This is a genomic window from Oceanicola granulosus HTCC2516, assembly GCF_000153305.1.
Taxonomy (GTDB): domain Bacteria; phylum Pseudomonadota; class Alphaproteobacteria; order Rhodobacterales; family Rhodobacteraceae; genus Oceanicola; species Oceanicola granulosus.
In genome coordinates, this window is record NZ_CH724107.1 from 2512319 (window position 1) to 2530384 (window position 18066).

Consider the following 18066-nt stretch of genomic DNA (forward strand, 5'->3'; position numbering starts at 1 on the left):
CGCCCGCAGCTAGCCGAGGTGCCGCTCGCCCCGTGCCCGCGCCAGCGCGATCTGGCGCTGCCGTTCGCGAAACCGCGCCTTGTCGGCGTCGCTCGTCTGATGGGCGCAATGGTGGCAGGCCACCCCCTCCTCGTACTCCGCCCGCGCGCGATCCTCCGGCAGGATCGGCCGCCGACAGGCATGGCACAGCACGTGCGGCCCCTCGCTCAGCCCGTGCCCGACCGAGACCCGCCCGTCGAACACGAAGCACGACCCGTGCCACAGGCTGCGCTCCTCGGGCACCTCCTCGAGGTACTTCAGGATGCCGCCCTCGAGGTGAAACACCTCCTCGACGCCCTGCGACATCAGGTAGTTCGTCGACTTCTCGCACCGGATCCCGCCGGTGCAGAACATCGCGATCCGCTTGCCCGCGAACCGCTCGCGGTTCTGCTCCCACCAGGCGGGGAAATCGCCGAAGGCGGCGGTGCGCGGATCCTCGGCGCCCTCGAAGCTGCCGATGGCGACTTCATAGTCGTTGCGCGTGTCGATCACCGCCACGTCGGGCGCGGAGATCAGCGCGTTCCACTCGGCGGGAGCGACGTAGCGCCCCGTCCCCTCGCGGGGCGCGACATCCGGCCGGCCCATCGTCACGATCTCGCGCTTCAGGCGCACCTTGAGCTTGCCGAACGGCATTTCGGCGGCGTGGCTCACCTTGGGCTCCAGGTCGGCGCAGCCGGGCAGGGCACGGATATGGGCGAGCGCCGCGGTGATTCCCTCGGCACGTCCGGCGATGGTTCCGTTGATCCCCTCGGGGGCGAGCAGCAACGTCCCGCGCACGCCCGCGGCGGCGCAGGCGGCCCGCAGGGGCTCGCGAATGCCCGCGGGATCGGCAAACGGCGTGAATTTGTACAGGGCGGCGACGGTGAACACGGCGCAGAGCCTTACGGAATGGGCGGATTGCCGGCAAGTGGGGTGAAACACTGGACGGGGCCCGAGCGTTCTGTCCTAATCCAGGCATCGGCAACGGAGGAATAGCATGGGACGTCATCTGATCGACCAGCCGAAGGCCCGCACCGACGCGCTGCGACTGCGCCAGTTCCTGCAGGTCCAGCGCGCCCAGCTCCCGGCCCGCGCCAGCCTCGCGCTGCAGCGCCGCATGCGCAAGAGCGAGGGCTCCGCGCGCACCCGCGAGTATCTGCGTATCCTGCGCGGCTCGCTCACCTGACGCGACACGCGTTCACCGCCGGGTAAGACATTTCGGCCATTCTCGCGGAAAGATTCGCGAGGATGGCCTCTTGGCTGACGCTATCGATACATTGCAGCGCCCCACCGCGGTCGAGGCCGATTTTCCGGTGGAGGCGCTATTCTTCTCCCGCACCGACGAGCGGGCGATCATCCGCGGCGGCAACACCGCCCTGTCGGAGATATCCGGCTTCGGCTTCGACGAACTGATCGGCGAGCCGCACAACATCTTCCGCACCCCGACAGCCCGCGCGGTCAGTTTCCGCCTGCAGTGGGACATCCTGAGCGCGGCCGCCCCTTCGCCGCCTACGTCAGAACATCACCCGCAGCGGCCACTTCTACTGGGCCTTCGCGTGGTCGTTCCGGTCGCCGGTGGCTTTGTCTCGATCCGCTCAAGCCGCTGAGCTCGCTGCGCGGCAAGGTGGAGCAGCTCTACGAGCGCTGCGTGCGGCGGAGCGCGACGGCGCCACGCCCGAGGCCTCGCGCGACCAGCTGCTCGCCGGCATCGCCGCCGAAGGCATCCCCGACTACGCCGCCTTCCAGGCGGGCGCGCTGGGCCGCGAGCTGCGCGCGCGGGACGACGCGCTGCAGCGGCCGCCCGATCCCCGCCTCGCCGGCTTCTTCGCGATGAACAGCGCGCTGTCGCAGATGGAGCGGGCCGCCAGCGACGTGCTCGCCGCCTTCGATGCCAGCCGCACGATCCCTCTCAACATGCGCCTCATCGCCTCGCGGCTCGGCACGGCGGGCGGCGCGATCAGCACGATGTCGATCAACTACAGCGCCATGTCCGACGACATGGCCGGCTGGATCCGCCGCTTCGTCGGCAAGCAGGACAGCGTCTCGGCCCGCATTCGCGAGGCCGCGGTTGGCGGGCTGTTCATGACGTCGCTGGCCAAGCTCGCGCAGGAGATGCTCGAGCGCTTCGAGGCGGAAGAGCCGTGCACCGGCGTCGACGCGGCCACCGAGCGCAAGACCCTCGCCGCCATCGTGGCGAGCAGCCGCGAGGCCAGCGTCGAGCACCTGCGCCAGGTGGAGCTCGAGGCGGCGCAGCTCGGCCGCAACGTGCTCGACCTCAAGCGGCACACCACCGGCCTCGGTTCGGTGCGGATGATGTGCCGGATCGAGAGCGCCAGCCTGCCCCGCGCCGACGCCGCGCTGACGGCCATCGTGGAGCAGCTCGACGCCTGCCAGAACATGATCGAGCGCCACCTCGACCGCATCATCGCCCTCAATCACGAGGTGCAGGGCGCGTCCGCCTCCCTGCGCACGCGGCGGCAGCGCGCGCCGCCGCTGCCGGGCGAAGAGGATCAGGCCCGCACGAGCGCCTCGTAAGAGGTCACCATCTCGCGCGCCAGCGCGCCGACCTCGAAGCTGTAGTCGCCGATCTGCCCGACGGGCGTGACCTCGGCGGCGGTGCCGGTCAGCCAGCATTGCTCGAAGCTCTCGAGCTCCTCGGGCATGATATGGCGCTCGTTCACCTTCACCTGCCGGTCCTCGAGCAGGCCGATCACCGTCTGCCGGGTCAGGCCGTTGAGGAAGCAGTCGGGCTTGGGCGTGTGCACCTCGCCGTCCTTGACGAAGAAGATGTTCGCGCCCGTCGCCTCGGCGATGTAGCCGCGATAGTCGAACATCATCGCGTCCGAGCAGCCCTTGGCCTCGGCCTCGTGCTTGGACATGGTGCAGATCATGTAGAGCCCGGCCGCCTTGGCGTGGCTCGGCGCGGTCTCGGGCGAGGGCCGCTTCCACTTGGCGATATCGAGCTTGGCGCCCTTCATCTTGGCGTCGCCGTAATAGGCGCCCCATTCCCAGGCGGCGATGGCGACGCAGACCGGGTTGCGCCGCGAGGCGACGCCCATGTCCTCGCCCGCCCCGCGCCACGCCACGGCGCGCACGTAGCCGTCGCTCAGCCCGTTGGCGGCGAGCACCTCCTGCTTGGCGGCCTCCAGCTCTTCGACGGTGTAGGGCACTTCGAAGTCGAGGCACTGGGCCGAGTAGCGCAGCCGCTCGGAATGTTCGCGGCTCTTGAAGATCTTGCCGCCATAGGCGCGCTCGCCTTCAAACACCGAGCTGGCATAGTGCATGGCATGGGTCAGGATGTGCACGTTGGCCGCGCGCCAGTCGGTCAGCGCCCCGTCCATCCAGATTTTCCCGTCGCGATCGTCGTATCCGCCCGCCATACCGGCCTCCCGAAGTGTCAAAAGTTACACAACACCGGCACCCAGCGACATGATGTTGCGTAAAGCTGTCAGACTCGCTACCAGTGGCCCCTTGGAATGTCAACAAGGCTGACGTATTCTTGCCCGGAGCGAGAGCGAGGACGGACGATGGCGACCAACGACCCGGCGCGCGAAGGCGAGAACCTGCTGTTCCTGACGGACGAGCAGCTGCGCAAGGGGATCGAGGCGATGTTCTTCGCCTATCGCGGCTTCACCGCCGACCCCGACCGCATCCTCGCCGATTACGGCCTCGGCCGCGCCCACCACCGCGCGCTGCACTTCATCCACCGCAGCCCCGGCACCACCGTCAACAACCTGCTGTCGATCCTCGGCGTCACCAAGCAATCGCTCAACCGGGTGCTGCGCACGCTCGTCGAGGAGGGGCTCGTCGAGAGCCGCGTCGGCCAGCGCGACCGGCGCGAGCGCCACCTGCGGCTCACCGAGGCCGGACGGACGCTCGAGCAGCGCCTGTCCGACGCCCAGCGCGACCGTATGCGCGCCGCCTACCGCTCCGCCGGCCCCGCCGCCGTCGCCGGATTCCGGCAGGTGCTCGAGGCGATGATGGACGAAGAGACCCGCCCCAGCTACGAAACCCTGAGGGACGGAGGCGGCTGATACGCCGCGAAAGGGAGGACAGACAGGATGGACGAGGCGCATATCCTGATCGTCGACGACGACGAGCGCATACGCGGATTGCTTCAGAAGTTCCTGTTGCGCAACGGCTTCCTCGTCAGCGTCGCCCGCGACGGCGCGCATGCGCGGCGGCTGCTCGACGGGCTGGAATTCGATCTGATCGTGCTCGACGTGATGATGCCCGGCGAAGACGGCGTCAGCCTCTGCCGCGACCTGCGCGGCCGCCTCAAGACGCCGATCCTGCTGCTCACCGCCAAGGGCGAGACCACCGACCGCATCGCCGGGCTCGAGGCCGGGGCCGACGACTACCTCGCCAAGCCGTTCGAGCCGAAGGAGCTGCTGCTGCGCATCAACGCAATCCTGCGCCGCGTCCCCGCCGCCGAGCCCGCCCCGGTGACGCCGAAGGTGCTGCTGCTCGGCCCCTGCCGCTACGACATCGAGCGCGGCGAGATGTGGTGCGGCGAGGAGCTGGTGCGGCTGACCGCGACCGAGAACCACCTGATGCGCATCTTCTCCGCCCGCCCCGGCGAGGCGCTGAGCCGCAACATGCTCGTAGAGGAGCTCGGCCGTGCCGGCGGGCAGGCGCAGGAGCGCGCCGTCGACGTCCAGATCACCCGCCTGCGGCGCAAGCTCGAAGCCGATCCCAAGCAGCCCCGCTACCTGCAGACGGTGCGTGGCGCGGGCTACATGCTCGCGCCCGACTGAGGCTGCGACCGGGGCTCAGTAGCAGCCCTCGGGCACGGTGAAGGTGTCGTCCCTGAACTCGGTGACCGGCAGCGCGGGCAGCGGCGCGGCGACCTCGCGGCGGCTGCCGTCGTCGCGCTCGATGATGCCGCGCCCGGTGAGCAGGTTGAAGTCGCAGGTGCCGCCGGTGTTGTCGATCGTGTCGTACCACCCGTAGGTGATCCCGGCGACGCGGTAGGCGCCGTCGCGGTGGGCGATGGTCAGCGCCTGCCGCCAGCGGCTGCGCCCGATCGCCTCGTTCATCGAGATCACCTGCACCGACCCGTTGGGCAGCACCGCGAGCTCCGGCTCCTGCCCGATGCCGCCCTTCCAGGCGATGCTCTCGGCGTGGATCACGCTGCGCCCCGCCTCGATGCGCAGGTCGGCGGTGCCGTCGCCGCTGTCGAGCAGGGTGAAGGTCTCGGCCGCGCCATCGCCGTCGAGGTCGGAGACGACGGGGGCGGTGAAGCCCTGTGCCGCCAGCGGGCCGGCGAGCAGGGCGGCGGCGCAGAGGCCGGGCAGAAGACGCATCGGGGGAATCCTCCTTGATCGAACGCGAGCTTTGGCATTGTTTGCGGGGATGTCCACGGCTCTTATCACTCACCCCGACTGTCTCGATCACGTCACGCCTCCGGGCCATCCCGAGCAGGTCGCGCGCCTCGACGCGGTGCTCGGCGCGCTCGAGGGGCTCGACCTCGTGCGCATTCCCGCGCCCATGGCGGCCGACGACGATCTGCTGCGCGTCCATCCCCGCGTCCATCTCTCCGCGTTGAAGTCGGCGCTGCCCGACAGCGGCTGGCGCACGCTCGACGCCGACACGCACCTGTCGCCCGGCTCGCTCGCCGCCGCCTACCGCGCCGCCGGCGCGGTGGTGAAGGCGGTCGACATGGTGCTGTCGGGCGAGGTGGCCAACGCCTTCGCCGCCGTGCGCCCGCCCGGCCACCACGCCGAGCGCGAGACGCCGATGGGGTTCTGCCTGTTCGGCTCGGTGGCGGTGGGGGCCAAGGTGGCGCTCGACCATCACGGGCTGAAGCGGGTCGCGGTGGTCGATTTCGACGTCCACCACGGCAACGGCACGCAGGACCTGCTCGAGGACGAGCCGCGCGCGCTGTTCTGCTCGACCCACCAGATGCCGCTCTACCCCGGCACCGGCTTCGCCCACGAGACGGGGCCGCATGACACGATTGTGAACGTGCCGCTCGACGAGGGCGCGGCGGGCACGGCATTTCGCGACGCGATGGAGCGCCTGGTGCTGCCCCGCGTCGACGCGTTCCGCCCCGAGCTCATCATTGTCTCCGCCGGCTTCGACGCCCACGCCGACGACCCGCTCGCCGGGTTGCAACTCGTCGAGGACGACTTCGCCTGGATCACCCACCAGCTCTGCGACCTCGCCGACGCCCATTGCGGCGGCAAGGTGGTGTCTGCGCTCGAGGGAGGATACGATCTCGACGCCCTCGGCCGCAGCGCCCGGGCGCATGTGGACGTTTTGATGGAGCGCGGACGATGAGCAGCGACAGACCCGTCGAGGAGATGAGCTTCGAAGAGGCGATGAAGGAGCTCGAGGCCGTCGTCGGCAAGCTCGAGCACGGCGAGGTGCCGCTCGAGGAATCGATCTCGCTCTACGAGCGTGGCGCGGCGCTGAAGGCGCGCTGCGAGGCGAAGCTGAAGGAGGCCGAGGAGAAGGTCGCGCGGCTGACCCTCGACGCCGACGGCAACCCGGTGGGCACCGCGCCGCTCGATGCCGGCTGACTTCGACGCCGCGCTTGCCGCGGCGCGCGACGCGGTGGCGGCCCGGCTGGCGGCGCGCCCGCGCGGCGTGTCCGGCCCGCTCGAGGCGGCGAGCGACTACGCGCTCGAGGGCGGCAAGGGCCTGCGGGCGTTCCTCGTGCTCGAGGGCGCGCGGCTCTGCGGCCTCGCGCCCGGGGCGGCGCTGGGCGCGGCGGCGGCCATCGAGTGCGTCCACGCCTACAGCCTCGTCCACGACGACCTGCCCGCGATGGACGACGACGACATCCGCCGCGGCCGCCCCACCGTGCACAAGGCGTGGGACGAGGCCACCGCGATTCTCGTCGGCGACGCCCTGCAGGCGCTGGCCTTCGAAGAGGTGCTCGCCTGCGACGCCCCGCCCGAGCGGCTGGTAGCGCTGGCGCGCGGTCTCGCCGAGGCCGCGGGGGCGCGCGGCATGGTGGCGGGCCAGATGCTCGACATCGCCGCCGAGAGCGCCGTCGCCCCGATGACGCTGGCCGACGTGGAGCGCATCCAGTCGCACAAGACCGGGGCGCTGATCGTCTGGTCGGCGACCGCCGGCGCGCACCTCGCTGGGGCCGATCCCGCACCCTTCGCCCGCTACGGCGCGGCGCTCGGCCTCGCCTTCCAGATTGCCGACGATCTGCTCGACGCGACCGGCGACGCCGCCGAGGTCGGCAAGGCCGTCGACAAGGACGCGGCGGCGGGCAAGGCGACCTTCGTGTCGCTCCAGGGCGTGGCGGCGGCGAAGGGTCGCGCAGAAGAGCTGGTGGAAGTGGCGTGCAACGTCCTATCTCCCTTTGGTGAACAGGCCGCGACCTTGCGGGAGGCCGCCCGGTTCGTTATCGCCCGCCGGAAATGACCGATATGACAGATCGCCCGCCGACCCCGACCCTCGACAAGGTCCACCTGCCCGCCGATCTCCGGCGGCTGTCGGATGGCGAGCTGCACAAGCTGGCCCACGAGCTGCGCGCCGAGACCATCTCGGCGGTGAGCGAGACCGGCGGACATCTCGGGGCCGGGCTCGGCGTGATCGAGCTCACCGTGGCGCTGCACGCGGTCTTCGAGACGCCGCGCGACAAGCTGATCTGGGACGTCAGCCACCAGAGCTACCCGCACAAGATCCTCACCGGCCGCCGCGACCGCATCCGCACCCTGCGCCAGAAGGACGGGCTGTCCGGCTTCTGCAAGCGCTCCGAGTCGCCCTACGATCCATTCGGCGCGGCGCATTCCTCGACCTCGATCAGCGCCGCGCTCGGCTTCGCCGCCGCCCGCGACCTCGGCGGCGATGCCGGCGACGCGATCGCGGTGATCGGCGACGGCGCGATGAGCGCGGGCATGGCCTACGAGGCGATGAACAACGCCGGCCACCTCGGCAAGCGGCTGATCGTCATCCTCAACGACAACGAAATGTCCATCGCGCCCCCCGTCGGTGCGATGTCCTCCTACCTCTCCCGGCTCTATGCCGGCGCCCCGTTCCAAGAGCTCAAGGCCGCCGCCAAGGGCGCGGTGAGCTTCCTGCCGCCCCCGTTCCAGCAGGGCGCGAAACGGGCCAAGGAGATGCTCAAGCACCTCGCCGTCGGCGGCACCCTGTTCGAGGAGCTCGGCTTCTCCTACGTCGGCCCCATCGACGGCCACGACCTCGAGCAGCTTCTGGCGGTGCTGCGCACGGTCAAGGCGCGTGCCGACGGGCCGATCCTGATCCACGCGATCACCAGGAAGGGCAAGGGCTACGCCCCCGCCGAGGGTGCGGCCGACAAGGGCCACGGCGTGTCGAAGTTCGACGTCATCACTGGTGAGCAGAAGAAGGCGAAGAGCAACGCGCCCTCCTACACGTCCGTCTTCGCCAAGGCGCTGATCGCCGAGGCGGCGCGGGACGACAAGGTGGTGGCGGTGACCGCGGCGATGCCCGACGGGACCGGGCTCAAGAGCTTCATGGAGCGCTACGCCTCGCGCTGCTTCGACGTCGGCATCGCCGAGCAGCACGCCGTCACCTTCGCCGCCGGCATGGCCGCGGGCGGGATGAAGCCGTTCTGCGCGATCTACTCCACCTTCCTGCAGCGCGGCTACGACCAGGTGGTGCACGACGTCGCGATCCAGCGGCTGCCGGTGCGCTTCGCCATCGACCGCGCCGGCCTCGTCGGCGCCGACGGCGCCACCCATGCCGGCGCGTTCGACGTCGCCTACCTCGCCAACCTGCCGGGCTTCACCGTCATGGCCGCCGCCGACGAGGCCGAGCTGGTGCGCATGGTGGCCACCGCCGCGGCGCACGACGACGGCCCCATCGCCTTCCGCTTTCCGCGCGGCGAGGGCGTCGGCGTCGAGATGCCCGCCGATCCGCAGCCGCTCGAGATCGGCAAGGGCCGGATCGTGCGCGAGGGCAGCCGCGTCGCCATCCTGTCCTTCGGCACCCGCCTGCAGGAGGCCGAGACCGCCTGCGAGCGCCTCGCCGGCCGCGGCATCACCCCGACGCTCGCCGACGCGCGCTTCGCCAAGCCGCTGGACGAAGAGCTGATCCTGCGCCTCGCCCGAGAGCACGACGCGCTGATCACGCTCGAGGAGGGCGCCATCGGCGGCTTCGGCAGCCATGTCGCGCAGCTGCTCGCCGAGAAGGGCGTGTTCGACGGCGGCCTCGCCTACCGCTCGATGGTGCTGCCCGACATCTTCATCGACCAGGCCTCGCCGCGCGACATGTACGACGTCGCCGGCCTCAATGCCGAGCATATCGAGCAGAAGGTGCTCGAGGCGCTGGGCGTCAACCTCCTCTCCCGGCGGGCCTGACCGGCCGGCGTCACGCCGCCGGTGACGGCCCGCACGGCCCGTGATAGGCGACCGCATGGCCCGCATACCCTCGAAAGACGAGATCCTGCAGTGGATCTCTGAAAACCCGACCCAGACCGCCAAGCGCGACATCGCCCGGGCCTTCGGCCTCAAGGGCGCGGAGCGGATCGACCTGAAGCGCCTCCTGCGCGAGCTGGAGGACGAGGGGCACCTCGCCAAGCGCAAGAAAAGCTATCGCGACCCCGACCGGCTGCCGCCGGTGTCGGTACTGCAGGTCCTGCCTCCCGACGACGCGGGCGACCTGTTCGCCAAGCCGCTCGAGTGGCACGGCACCGGCCCCGAGCCCCGCGTGCTGGTGATCGCCCGCGAGTCCGACCCCGCGCTGGGCGGCGGCGACCGCATCCTCGCCAAGCTCACCGAGGTGAAGGACGAGCCGCACGATTACGAGGCACGCCTGATCCGCAAGATCGGCTCCAATCCCGTCGCGCTGCTCGGCATCTACCGCGCCGGGGCCGAGGGCGGGCGGATCTTGCCGGTCGAGAAGGGCTCGGACAAGGAATGGATCGTGCCCAAGGGGCAGGAGCACGGTGCGAAGGAGGGCGAACTGGTCGAGGCCGAGCTCGCCGGTCCGCGCAACCGGATGGGCCTGCCCAAGGCGCGGGTCACCGCCCGGCTCGGCGATCCCGGCGCGCCGCGCGCGGTGAGCCTGATCGCCATCCACCAACACGGCATCCCGGTGCAGTTTCCCGATGAGGTCATCGCCCAGGCCGACCGCGCCAAGCCCGCCGGCCTGAAGGGCCGTGAAGACCTGCGCGACGTGCCGCTGGTGACGATCGACCCTTCCGACGCCCGCGACCACGACGACGCGATCTTCGCCGAGCCCGACCCGGACCCGAAGAACCCCGGCGGCCACATCCTCTGGGTCGCCATCGCCGACGTGGCCCACTACGTCACCCCCGGCTCCGCCCTCGACCGCGAGGCGCGCCGGCGCGGCAATTCGACCTATTTCCCCGACCGCGTCGTGCCGATGCTCCCCGACCGGCTCTCGGGCGACCTGTGCTCGCTGCACGAGGGCGTTCCGCGCGCCTGCATCGCGGTGCGCATGGTGATCGATGCCGACGGCAACAAGACAACCCACGACTTCCATCGCGGCCTGATGCGCTCGCCCGCGTCGCTGAACTACGAGGAGGTTCAGGCCGGTATGGACGGCGCGCCCAACGACAAGGTCGCGCCGCTGATGGATCCAGTGATCCGCCCGCTCTACGCCGCCTACGACGCGCTGAAGGAGGCCCGCGCCACGCGCCAGCCGCTCGAGCTCGACCTGCCCGAGCGCCAGATCGTGCTGTCGGACGAGGGCGAAGTGGTCAGCGTCGACTACAAGGACCGGCTCGACGCCCATAAGCTGATCGAGGAGTTCATGGTGCTGGCCAACGTCGCCGCCGCCGAGACCCTCGTCGCCAAGCGCACGCCGCTGCTGTTCCGCGTCCACGAGGAGCCCAACCCCGACAAGCTCGACGCCCTGCGCGAGACGGCGCAGTCGGCGGGGATGGTGCTGGCCAAGGGGCAGGTGCTCAAGACGGCGCACCTCAACAAGCTGCTGTCCCAGGCCGAGGGTACCGACCACGACGAGCTGATCAACATGGCGACCCTGCGCTCGATGACGCAGGCCTACTACAACCGCGAGAACTTCGGCCATTTCGGCCTCGCGCTGCGCAACTACGCGCACTTCACCTCGCCGATCCGGCGCTACTCCGACCTGATCGTCCACCGGGCGCTGATCAGCGCCCACGGCTGGGGCAAGGACGGGCTGTCGGACGAGGAGATCGAACGGCTCGACGACACCGCGCAGCACATCTCCGACACCGAGCGCCGCTCGATGATGGCCGAGCGCGACACCACCGACCGCTACCTCGCCGCGTTCCTCTCCGAGCGCGTCGGCACCGAAGTCGGCGGGCGGATCAGCGGCGTCGCGAAGTTCGGCCTGTTCGTGAAGCTCGACGGCACCGGCGCCGACGGAATGATCCCGATCCGCACGCTGGGGGCGGAGTACTTCCACTTCGACCGCGACGAGCAAAGCCTCGTCGGGGCCGACAGCGGCACCGTGCTGCGGCTCGGCCAGCGCGTCACCGTCAAGCTGGTGGAGGCCGCCCCGGTGACGGGCGGGCTGATCCTCGAGCTGCTGGCGCTGGAGGGGGAGCAGATGCCGTCGGGCGGTGGCGGGGGCGGCGGCCGCCGGGGCCGCGCGCCGGGCAAGCCGCCCCGTCGCAAGGCGGGCGCGGCGAAGAAGAAGCACGACAAGACCGCCCGCAAGGTCAAGCGCAGCCGCAAGTAGGCGCGGACAATCGCGCGCGGCGGCGGCGATTGGCTGACGTGGCGACAGCGGCCCGGCCTCCGCCCGCCCCCGGCGCTTGCCCTCGGGCGGGCCATCCGCAATGGATAGCGCCACAGCGATCCGACGGAGCCCTCATGTCTGCCGACGAGCAACGGTCCTTCACCGACTGGCACGCCGCCTTCCGCGAGCGCGCCCGCCAGCGCGGCAATGTCGGCCCCGCCGCGCTGGCCGCGTTCGACGCGCTGACGCCCGACCCGGAGGTGCTGCAGCGTGACCGCAGCCAGGCCGAGCTGGTCCGCCCGATCTGGGACTACCTCGACCGCGCCGTCACCGACGCGCGCGTCGACGCCGGCCGGGCGCTGCTGTCGGAGCGGCGGGAGCTCTTCGGCCGCATCTCCGAGCGCTACGGCGTCGCGCCGGAGATCGTCGTCGCGATCTGGGGCGTCGAGACGGGCTACGGCCGCGACCGGGGCCGCTTCGACGTGCTGCGCGCGCTCGCCACGCTGGCCGCCGACGGCCGCCGCCGCGGCCTGTTCGAGGCGCAGCTCATGGCGGCGTTGCGCATCCACGAGGACGGCGACGCGCGCGAGATGCGGGGCAGCTGGGCCGGCGCGATGGGGCACACCCAGTTCATGCCCACCTCCTACCTCGCCTACGCCGTCGACTTCGACGGCGACGGCCGGCGCGACATCTGGAGCGACGATCCCACCGACGCACTCGCCTCCACCGCCGCCTACCTCGCCCGCTTCGGCTGGCAGAGCGGCGCGCCTTGGGGTCACGAGGTGCGGCTGCCGGAAGGGTTCGACCTCCGCCTCGCTGACCGCCGCACCCGGCGCGGCGGAGCCGACTGGGCGCGCCTCGGCGTCGCCCGCGCCGATGGCGGCCTGCTCGACGAGGCCGGCGAGGGGGCGCTGCTGCTGCCCGCGGGCGCGGAGGGCGTCGCCTTCCTGGCGCTCGACAACTTCCGGGTCGTCGAGCGCTACAACCGCGCCGTTTCCTACGTGCTCGCCGTCGGCCACCTTGCCGACCGCCTCGCCGGTCGGGGCCCGCTCGTCGGCACGTGGCCCCGGCAGGCGCGGGTGCTTGAGACCCAAGAGCGGCGCGAACTGCAGGAGCGGCTGACCTCCGCCGGCTTCTGCACCCGGGGCGCGGACGGGCTGATCGGGCCCGACACGGTCGCCGCCGTGCGCGCCTACCAGCTCGCCCACGGGCTGCGGCCCGACGGCTACGCCTCGGTCTGCCTGCTTGAGCGGCTGCGCTAGCCGGCCTCTCCGCAGGCCTCGCCCGCGAGGCAGGCTTCCAGCGTCGCGACGGTGTCGGCGGAAGGGTCGGTGAAGACGTTGGCGAAGCAGGGATCGAGCGCCAGCGTCAGCGCGCCGTCCTCCAGCCGCACGAAGGCGAGCACCTCGCCGCCGGGCTCGATCCGCCCGCACCACGGACCGGCGCATTCCGGCTGCAGCGTCACCGGCCCGCTGTAAGGGCGGGTGCCGCCGGCCGGGTCGTAGGCGATCCCCTGGAAGTCCGCCGGCACCGCGTCGGCGGCGGCAACGCCATCGCCAGACTGCACCGCCGGCGGCAGCGCGGCGGCGTCGAAGCGGAAGGCGCCTTGCAGGATCACGTAGCTGTCCGCGCTCTCGGCGGCGTCGCGGTAGGCGCGGGAGATGTCGGAGGGCAGACAGCTCAGCGCGGCGGACTGGGTCGCGGCGAGCAGGGCGGCGGCGGTGAGGGCAGGGCGCAGGATCATCGGGACAGGGCTCCGGGATGAGGTTTCGCCCAGTATGACGCAGCCCACCGGCGAATCCTTGGCCGATTTCCAGCGCCGGCTCAAATCCGCGGACCGAGCTCCTCGAGCATCGCGGCGTAGACCGGGCGTTTGAACGGCACGATCCGCTCGAGCGCCTCGTCGGGTCGCACCCACGCCCAGGCGCTGAACTCGGGGTGGTCGGTGTCGATGCGGATGTCGGTGTCGGCGCCGGTGAAGCGCAGCAGCACCCATTTCTGCTTCTGGCCGCGATAGCGCCCGCCCCAGCGGGTGGGAATCACCTCGGCGGGCAGGTCGTAGGTCAGCCAGTCCGCCGTCTCGGCCACCATCTCGACCCGGTCCGCGCCGACGCCCGTTTCCTCGACCAGCTCGCGCAGCGCCGCCTCGCGCACGCTCTCGCCCGCGTCTAGCCCGCCCTGCGGCATCTGCCAGGCCGGCTCGTCGCGGTCGGCGCGCTGGCCGACGAAGACCTCGCCCCGCGCATTGGCGAGCACGACGCCGACGCAGGGACGGTAGGGGAGGCGTGCGATGTCGTCGGGGGTCATGGCGTGCGCGCTCGTGCTGTGGGAGGCCGGGCTGAAGCCCGGCCTACGGGCGGTATGCGATTACTGCGCGGCCTGGCCGAGGGTGATCGCGTTGGGGCCGAGGGCGGAGAGGCCCTTCAGGATGTCGATGGCGTAGGCCAGCTGGTAATCGTCCTCGCGCAGCGCCGCGGCGGCCTCGGCGCGCAGCCGCTCCGACTCGAGCTGCTCGAGCTCCTCGTCGCTGAGGCTGTCATTGCTCAGCGCGCCGCGCAGGTCGGCCTCGGTGCGGAAGCGGGGCGGCGTCGCGTCGTCCTCCTCCTCGTCCTCGGTGGCGACGGGCGGGCGCGGCTGCTCGACGATGATGTCGGGCGAGATCCCGAGCGCCTGGATCGACCGGCCCGAGGGGGTGTAGTAGCGCGCGGTGGTCAGCCGCATCGCGGCGTCGCCGCGCAGGGGCATGACGGTCTGGACCGAGCCCTTGCCGAACGACTGGGTGCCCACGACGATGGCGCGGCGGTGGTCCTGCAGCGCGCCGGCGACGATTTCGGACGCCGAGGCGGAGCCGCCGTTGATGAGCACGACGATCGGCAGGCCCGAGGCGAGGTCGCCGGGGCGGGCGTTGAAGCGCTCGCCGTCGATGTCACGGCCGCGGGTGGACACGATCTCGCCGGCCTCGAGGAAGGCGTCGGTCACCCGGATCGCCTGGTCGAGCAGGCCGCCCGGGTTGTTGCGCAGGTCGAGCACGATGCCGTTGACGTTGTCGATCCCGCCGGCGGCCTCGATCTGCTCCTCCAGCCCGTCGGTGAGGTTGGGATAGGTCTGGTCGTTGAAGGTCGTCACCCGCAGCACCACCGTCTCGCCCTCGGTGCGGGCGCGGACGGCGGTAAGGCGGATCGTGTCGCGGATGATCGACACGTCGAACGGCTCGGCGGTGTCCTCGCGCACCACGGTGACGATGATCTCCGAGCCGACCGGCCCGCGCATCAGGTCGACCGCCTCATCGAGGGTCAGGCCGAGGATGCTCTCGCCGTCGACGGCGGTGATGAAGTCGCCCGCGAGGATGCCCGCGGCGTCGGCCGGGGTGCCGTCCATCGGCGAGACGACCTTCACGAAGCCCTCTTCCTGGGTGACCTCGATCCCGAGCCCGCCGAACTCGCCGCGGGTCTGCACGCGCATGTCGGCGGCGTCCTCGGCGGAGAGGTAGGAGGAGTGCGGATCGAGCGAGGTCAGCATGCCGTCGATGGCGGCCTCGATCAGCTCGGCCTCGTCGACCTCCTCGACGTACTGGGCCCGGATCCGCTCGAAGATGTCGCCGAACAGGTCGAGCTGCTCGTAGACGCTGGCGGAGCGGCTCTCCTGCGCCAGGAGCGGGCCGGCGATCTGCGTCGTCGCGATCACCCCGCCGAGGATGCCGGCGACGCTGGCCATGGCGAATTTCTTCATTCCGTTCCTCCAAATTCGGCGAACCAGGTTCCCGGATCGACGGTCTCCTGCGCTTCTCTGACCTCCACATACAGCGTCTCCGACAACGGCGCATCCGCGCCGCCCGCCGTTTCGGTCAAAATCGCGTCAATGTCGGCAGACGCGCCACCCATCACCCCAAGCGGCGCGCCCTCGGGGACGACCTCGCCGGTGGCGCCGTAGACCTCGCCGAGGCCGGCGAAGACGAACAGCACGTCGCTCGCGGGCTCGATGATGACGACGTTGCCGTAATCGAGCAACGGCCCCGCGTAGCGTACGGTGGCGGCGACGGGGGCGGTGACGAGGGTCTGGGCGCGGGTGGCGATCAGCCAGCCGGGCCGGGCGACGCCGGCGGCGTCGGCCTGAGCGTAGCCGCGCAGCACTCGGCCCTGCGCAGGCAGCGCCAGCGTGCCCTTGCGGGCGGTCGCGTCGGGGCTGGGGCCGGGCAGTTCCTCGCCCACGGTCTCGGCGAGGCCGCCGGCGAAGGCGGTGAGGGTTTCCGTCGAGGCCAGCAGCGAGGCCATCGCGGCGCGGTCCTCGGTGTAGCGGCGGGGCAGGTCGCGGCGCTCGGCGATGGCCTGGCTCAGCGCGGCGCGCGCCTCCTGCGCGCCGAGCAGCCCGGCCTCGAGCGTGTCGGCGGCGCTGGTCTGGAGCGCGCGCAGCAGCTCCAGCTCCTCGAGCTGCTCCGTCAGCCGCGCCACCTCGCGCTGCAGCGCGGGCGTGGCCTCGGAGAGGATCATGCCCGAGCGGGCGGTGCCGGTTGGGCCGGAGGGGTGTAGCAGCAGCAGCGGCGTCGGCGCGGTGCTGAGCGTGGTGAGCACACCGAGCAGGCGCGACAGCTCACCGCGCCGCGCGGCGAACTCGACCGACAGGGTCCGCTCACGGATCGCCGCACGGCGCAGGCCGTCGCGCATCGCGTCGAGCCCGTCTTCGTAGGCGCGTACCGTCTCGGTCAGCGCGGCGACCTGGTCGGAGCCGCTCTCCGCCTCCGCCAGCAGCCGCGCCGCCCGGTCGAGCCGCTCGGCGGCGGCCTCGGCGGCGGCGGCGGGGCCGGTCTGGGCGGCCGCCGGCGCGGCGGCGAGCAGCAGCAGGAGCGCGAGGGCGCGGATCATCGCTGGATCAGGCTCTTTCCGGTCATCTCCGGCGGTTGATCGAGGCCCATCAGGTCGAGCACCGTCGGCGCGAGGTCGGCCAGCCGCCCCTCGCGCAGCGTCGCCTCCTCGGGGCCGCCCACGACGATTACCGGTACCGGGTTGAGCGTGTGCGCGGTGTGCGGCCCGCCCGTCTCCGGGTCGACCATGGTCTCGCAGTTGCCGTGGTCGGCGGTGACGACAATGGCGCCCCCGGCCGCCTCGAGCGCCTCGAGCGCCCGGCCGAGGCCGGCGTCGACCGCCTCGCAGGCCTTGATCGCCGCGTCGAGATCGCCGGTGTGGCCGACCATGTCCGGATTCGCGTAGTTGACGACGATGAGGTCGTAGCCCGCCTCGATGGCGCCGACGAAGGCGTCCGACACCTCGCCCGCCGACATCACGGGCTGCAGGTCGTAGGTCGCCACCTTCGGCGACTTCGGCATCTTGCGGTCCTCGCCCGCCTCGGGCTCTTCCTTGCCGCCGTTGAGGAAGAACGTGACGTGCGGGTACTTCTCCGTCTCCGCCAGCCGGAACTGCCGCAGCCCCTGCGCGGCGACCCAGGCGCCGAGCGTGTTCCGGATCGCCTTCTTCGGGAAGACGCTCTCGTACCAGGCGTTGTGGTCGCTCGAATAGTCGACCATCCCGAGGCGCGCGGCGAGCGCGGGCGTTTCGCGCGCGAAGCCGTCGAACTCCGGGTCGGCGAGGGCGCGCAGGATCTCGCGGGCCCGGTCGGCGCGGAAGTTGAGGCAGAACAACCCGTCGGCCTCGCGCAGCCCGTCGTAGCCCTCGATGACGGTGGCGGGGATGAACTCGTCGGTCATGTCGGCGTCGTAGGCGGCCTCGACGGCGGCGACCGGATCGGCGGCCTCGGACTCGCCCTTGCCCTCGGCGATGGCGCGGTAGGCGGTCTCGATCCGCTCCCAGCGCTCGTCGCGGTCCATCGCGTAGTAGCGCCCGATCACGGTGCCGACGGTCGCGCTGCCGGGCAGCTCTTCGACCAGCCGCTCCACGAAGCCCTTGCCCGAGGTCGGCGCCACGTCGCGCCCGTCGGTCATCGCGTGGACGACGACCGGCACGCCCTCGGCGTCGAGAATGCGGGCGGTCTCGAGCAGGTGGGCGATGTGGCCGTGCACGCCGCCGTCCGACACCACCGCCAGCAGGTGCGCCCGCCCGCCGCTGTCCTTCAGCGTGGCGATGAAATCCTTCAGGGGCGGTTGCTCGGCGTAGGTGCCTTCCTCGAGCGCGAGGTCGATCTGGCCGAGGTCCATCGCCACGACGCGGCCGGCGCCGATGTTGGTGTGGCCGACCTCCGAATTGCCCATCTGCCCCTCGGGCAGCCCGGCGTCGCGGCCGTGGGTGGTCAGCGTGGCGTGCGGGCAGTCGCGCCAGATGCGGTCGAAGTTCGGGGTCTCGGCGAGGGCGGGCGCGTTGGCCTCGCGCTCCTCGCGCAAGCCCCACCCGTCGAGGATGCAGAGGACGACTGGTTTGGGCGCGGTCATGGGCGGTCTCCGTCTTGTCGTGGCGGTTCTATCCCGCC

Annotated in this window: 19 protein-coding genes; 11 read left to right on the forward strand and 8 right to left on the reverse strand. The window is 71.6% G+C overall.

Annotation, left to right across the window (positions count from 1 at the left end; translation table 11 throughout):
- Window positions 1-9: 9 nt before the first annotated feature.
- The gene (trhO, locus tag OG2516_RS12040; RefSeq protein ID WP_007255956.1) at window positions 10-909 is read right to left on the reverse strand and encodes an oxygen-dependent tRNA uridine(34) hydroxylase TrhO; all 900 of its coding nucleotides are present in this window, start codon (window positions 907-909) and stop codon (window positions 10-12) included.
- Between the two features lie 106 nt (window positions 910-1015).
- On the opposite strand from trhO, the gene OG2516_RS12045 reads away from it, so the two are divergent.
- From OG2516_RS12045 to OG2516_RS12055, 3 genes are all read left to right on the forward strand, one after another.
- A complete protein-coding gene (locus OG2516_RS12045; protein ID WP_007255957.1) occupies window positions 1016-1204 on the forward strand; it encodes a hypothetical protein in 189 nt (62 codons plus the stop codon).
- Between the two features lie 70 nt (window positions 1205-1274).
- Complete coding sequence (locus OG2516_RS12050; RefSeq protein ID WP_007255958.1) at window positions 1275-1625, forward strand: hypothetical protein; 351 nt, start codon at window positions 1275-1277, stop codon at window positions 1623-1625.
- Window positions 1600-2553: a hypothetical protein gene (locus OG2516_RS12055; RefSeq protein WP_007255959.1), complete on the forward strand. Its 954-nt coding sequence runs from the start codon at window positions 1600-1602 to the stop codon at window positions 2551-2553. Before OG2516_RS12050 ends, OG2516_RS12055 begins: the two co-directional genes overlap by 26 nt.
- Here OG2516_RS12055 and OG2516_RS12060 read toward each other — a convergent pair.
- Complete coding sequence (locus tag OG2516_RS12060) at window positions 2529-3398, reverse strand: branched-chain amino acid aminotransferase (RefSeq protein ID WP_007255960.1); 870 nt, start codon at window positions 3396-3398, stop codon at window positions 2529-2531. The genes OG2516_RS12055 and OG2516_RS12060 overlap by 25 nt on opposite strands.
- Window positions 3399-3545: 147 nt before the next feature.
- Here OG2516_RS12060 and OG2516_RS12065 point away from each other — a divergent pair, with 147 nt between their 5' ends.
- Window positions 3546-4052, forward strand: coding sequence for a MarR family winged helix-turn-helix transcriptional regulator (locus OG2516_RS12065; RefSeq protein ID WP_007255961.1), 507 nt, complete (start codon window positions 3546-3548; stop codon window positions 4050-4052).
- Between the two features lie 27 nt (window positions 4053-4079).
- Window positions 4080-4775 carry a response regulator gene (locus OG2516_RS12070; protein WP_007255962.1) on the forward strand — a complete coding sequence of 232 codons (696 nt, stop codon included), beginning with the start codon at window positions 4080-4082 and terminating at the stop codon, window positions 4773-4775.
- A gap of 15 nt (window positions 4776-4790) precedes the next feature.
- On the opposite strand, the gene OG2516_RS19025 is transcribed toward OG2516_RS12070, so the two are convergent.
- On the reverse strand, window positions 4791-5324 hold the full coding sequence (locus OG2516_RS19025) for a hypothetical protein (protein ID WP_007255963.1): 534 nt from the start codon (window positions 5322-5324) through the stop codon (window positions 4791-4793).
- A gap of 49 nt (window positions 5325-5373) precedes the next feature.
- Between OG2516_RS19025 and OG2516_RS12080 the strand changes: the two genes are divergently transcribed.
- The 6 genes from OG2516_RS12080 to OG2516_RS12105 all read left to right on the forward strand — a co-directional run bounded on the left by OG2516_RS12080 (window position 5374) and on the right by OG2516_RS12105 (window position 12914).
- Window positions 5374-6300, forward strand: coding sequence for a histone deacetylase family protein (locus tag OG2516_RS12080; protein ID WP_007255964.1), 927 nt, complete (start codon window positions 5374-5376; stop codon window positions 6298-6300).
- The gene (locus OG2516_RS12085; protein WP_007255965.1) at window positions 6297-6542 is read left to right on the forward strand and encodes an exodeoxyribonuclease VII small subunit; all 246 of its coding nucleotides are present in this window, start codon (window positions 6297-6299) and stop codon (window positions 6540-6542) included. The genes OG2516_RS12080 and OG2516_RS12085 overlap by 4 nt, the downstream gene beginning before the upstream one ends.
- The gene (locus OG2516_RS12090; RefSeq protein ID WP_007255966.1) at window positions 6532-7401 is read left to right on the forward strand and encodes a polyprenyl synthetase family protein; all 870 of its coding nucleotides are present in this window, start codon (window positions 6532-6534) and stop codon (window positions 7399-7401) included. Before OG2516_RS12085 ends, OG2516_RS12090 begins: the two co-directional genes overlap by 11 nt.
- A 5-nt stretch (window positions 7402-7406) precedes the next feature.
- Complete coding sequence (dxs, locus tag OG2516_RS12095; protein ID WP_007255967.1) at window positions 7407-9320, forward strand: 1-deoxy-D-xylulose-5-phosphate synthase; 1914 nt, start codon at window positions 7407-7409, stop codon at window positions 9318-9320.
- Between the two features lie 55 nt (window positions 9321-9375).
- Complete coding sequence (gene rnr / locus OG2516_RS12100; protein WP_007255968.1) at window positions 9376-11652, forward strand: ribonuclease R; 2277 nt, start codon at window positions 9376-9378, stop codon at window positions 11650-11652.
- A gap of 134 nt (window positions 11653-11786) precedes the next feature.
- A complete protein-coding gene (locus tag OG2516_RS12105) occupies window positions 11787-12914 on the forward strand; it encodes a lytic murein transglycosylase (protein ID WP_007255969.1) in 1128 nt (375 codons plus the stop codon).
- Here OG2516_RS12105 and OG2516_RS12110 read toward each other — a convergent pair.
- The 5 genes from OG2516_RS12110 to gpmI all read right to left on the reverse strand — a co-directional run bounded on the left by OG2516_RS12110 (window position 12911) and on the right by gpmI (window position 18028).
- On the reverse strand, window positions 12911-13396 hold the full coding sequence (locus tag OG2516_RS12110; RefSeq protein ID WP_007255970.1) for a hypothetical protein: 486 nt from the start codon (window positions 13394-13396) through the stop codon (window positions 12911-12913). The two genes, OG2516_RS12105 and OG2516_RS12110, sit on opposite strands and share 4 nt — an antisense overlap.
- Before the next feature lie 80 nt (window positions 13397-13476).
- Window positions 13477-13959, reverse strand: coding sequence for an RNA pyrophosphohydrolase (locus tag OG2516_RS12115; RefSeq protein WP_007255971.1), 483 nt, complete (start codon window positions 13957-13959; stop codon window positions 13477-13479).
- Between the two features lie 60 nt (window positions 13960-14019).
- Window positions 14020-15381 (reverse strand): S41 family peptidase, encoded by a 1362-nt coding sequence (locus tag OG2516_RS12120; RefSeq protein ID WP_007255972.1) that lies wholly within the window; start codon window positions 15379-15381, stop codon window positions 14020-14022.
- Entirely contained in the window at window positions 15378-16511 is a 1134-nt protein-coding gene (locus OG2516_RS12125) for a murein hydrolase activator EnvC family protein (protein ID WP_007255973.1), read from the reverse strand. Before OG2516_RS12125 ends, OG2516_RS12120 begins: the two co-directional genes overlap by 4 nt.
- On the reverse strand, window positions 16508-18028 hold the full coding sequence (gene gpmI / locus OG2516_RS12130) for a 2,3-bisphosphoglycerate-independent phosphoglycerate mutase (RefSeq protein WP_007255974.1): 1521 nt from the start codon (window positions 18026-18028) through the stop codon (window positions 16508-16510). Before gpmI ends, OG2516_RS12125 begins: the two co-directional genes overlap by 4 nt.
- Between the last annotated feature and the right edge of the window lie 38 nt (window positions 18029-18066).